Source organism: Cryobacterium sp. 10I5, assembly GCF_035019865.1.
GTDB classification, from domain to species: domain Bacteria; phylum Actinomycetota; class Actinomycetes; order Actinomycetales; family Microbacteriaceae; genus Cryobacterium; species Cryobacterium breve_A.
On the sequence record NZ_JASJVI010000182.1, the window covers coordinates 1 to 2,071 of the forward strand.

Sequence of the window (2,071 nt, forward strand, 5' to 3'; positions counted from 1 at the left end):
GGTCGCCGTCGTCGGCTTGAGTCCCCAGAGGAACGCTGGAGCCGATCCTTCGGCGGATTCCGGGGCAGCACCGGCCGCACGCGAACCAGCACCGGCCGTGGAGCCGTCGCCGGCACGGGGAACCCGGCCGGGGGCATCCGCCGGGGCGCCCTTCACCCGGCGCGGGCGACGCATCACGAAGTCGTCCGGCAGGGTCGGCTTGGTGCCGTCGCCGAGCTGGGAGGCGAGCCAGTCGAGTCCTTCTTCGCCGCTCCCCGACTGGTCTGGCATTAGTTCAGCCCCAGGTCCTCAAGGCCGATGGCGGCGAAGTAGGGGTAGCCGGCCGCTTCGATGACTTCGCGGGCGCCGGTGTTGCGGTCGACGACGACCGCGACGCCGGCGATGATCGCGCCGACCTTGAGCAGGGCTTCGACGGCCGCGAGCGGGGATCCGCCGGTCGTCGAGGTGTCCTCGAGCACGATCACGCGCTTGCCGGCGAGGTCGGGGCCTTCGACCTGGCGGCCGCGGCCGTGGTCCTTGGGCTCCTTGCGTACGACGAACGCGTCGTAGGAGAGGCCGCGGGCGACGCCCTGGTGCAGAATGGCCGCGGCGACGGGGTCTGCGCCCATGGTCATGCCGCCGACGGCGGAGACGTCGGGCACACCGGCGATGAGGTCGATCATGACCTGGCCGATCAGCGGGGCGACCCGGTGGTCGAGGCTCACCTTTCGGAGGTCGACGTAATACTTCGCCTTCTTCCCGCTCGTGAGGGTGAAGTCACCGTGGAACACGGCCTCAGCCGAGATGTAGTCAATGAGCTGCTGCCGAATGTCCGTCACGGATCAACTGTATGCCATTCGGGATTGGCGACGCCTGCCCCGACCCGGGGGACGGGGCAGGCGTCAAGCGGGGTCAGAACCCGCGAACGAAGGTGCGCTGTTCGGGCATGTGACGGTAGCCGTCATTCTGCACATCGACAACAACGCCAACGATGGACGCGACAACGATCAGGGAGAGCACGGCAATGAGAACGAACACGAGGGGGCCTTTCAACCAGGGGTGGATGTCGGTGATACGGAGGCACTGCTGCACGTGTTCGACGTATTTATTTGACCACCTCTAACCATGCAGCACAATCGCATTGTCCTGTACTCATTGTGTAGCGTAGCTACATGGACATTCAGCGGCTCGAACTGCTCAGGGAATTGGCCGAACGCGGCTCGATCACCGAGGTCGCGCGGGCGACGCACCGCACCGCATCCGCTGTCTCGCAGCAACTGAAAGTGCTCGAACGCGAGGCCGGGGTGGCCCTCACCGAACGTCGCGGGCGGGGCATCGTGCTGACGGATGCCGGGCGCGCGCTCGCCCGCAGCGCGACCGATGTGTCGGTCGCGATCGCCCGCGCCACCGCCGTCTGGCACGAGTTCCGGAACGACGCCTCCGGCGGGGTCAGCGTCGTCACCTTCCCGACCGCCGGCGAGATGCTGCTGCCCGGGGTGATGCTCCAGCTCGCCGACCGGCCGGGACTCGTGGTCACGTGCACCGACCTCGACCCGGAGCTCCGGGACTTCCCGGCGCTCACGGCCGACTACGACATCGTGCTCGCGTACAGCCTGAGCGGCCAGCGGTCCTGGGGCGGGCGCGGCCTCACCGTGGTTCCCCTCATGACCGAGCCGATCGACGTCGGGCTTCCGTCCGATCACCGGCTCGCCGGACGCTCCTGGCTGGCCCCGGCGGACGTGATCGACGAGACCTGGATCGGGGTGCCCGACGGATACCCCTTCCAGCGGATCCTGCATGAGATCGAGGAGCGGACCCCCGGCCACGTGAAGGTCGCCCAGCGGTTCGCCGACATGCGGCTGATCGAGGCCTTCGTCGCGGCCGGGCTCGGGATCGCGCTCGTGCCGCGGTACACCTGGGGCGACGGGGAGCCGGACAAGGTGACGCTCAAACCCCTGCGCGGTGTGGACGCCGAACGGCAGATCGTCGCGCTGATGCGCCCGGACCGCGCCGAACGCCTCGCGGTCCGCACGGTCGTCGACGTGCTGCGCACCCAGGCCGCTCGCGTCCAGCAGGCCCACACCCCCACATC

Annotated in this window: 4 protein-coding genes; 2 read left to right on the top strand and 2 right to left on the bottom strand. The window is 69.0% G+C overall.

All coding sequences use genetic code 11. The features are described 5' to 3' along the window. Positions 1–270: hypothetical protein (locus QN350_RS19535; RefSeq protein ID WP_323517172.1), on the bottom strand; the 270-nt coding region annotated here is incomplete at its 3' end. Beyond that, on the bottom strand, positions 270–818 hold the full coding sequence (gene pyrE, locus QN350_RS19540; protein ID WP_322138643.1) for an orotate phosphoribosyltransferase: 549 nt from the start codon (positions 816–818) through the stop codon (positions 270–272). The genes pyrE and QN350_RS19535, both read right to left, overlap by 1 nt. Here pyrE and QN350_RS19545 point away from each other — a divergent pair. Both QN350_RS19545 and QN350_RS19550 read left to right on the top strand, forming a co-directional pair. Next, a complete protein-coding gene (locus QN350_RS19545) occupies positions 808–1,092 on the top strand; it encodes a hypothetical protein (RefSeq protein WP_323517174.1) in 285 nt (94 codons plus the stop codon). The two genes, pyrE and QN350_RS19545, sit on opposite strands and share 11 nt — an antisense overlap. A 59-nt stretch (positions 1,093–1,151) precedes the next feature. After that, on the top strand, positions 1,152–2,071 hold a 920-nt coding region (locus QN350_RS19550; protein ID WP_323517176.1), incomplete at its 3' end, for a LysR family transcriptional regulator.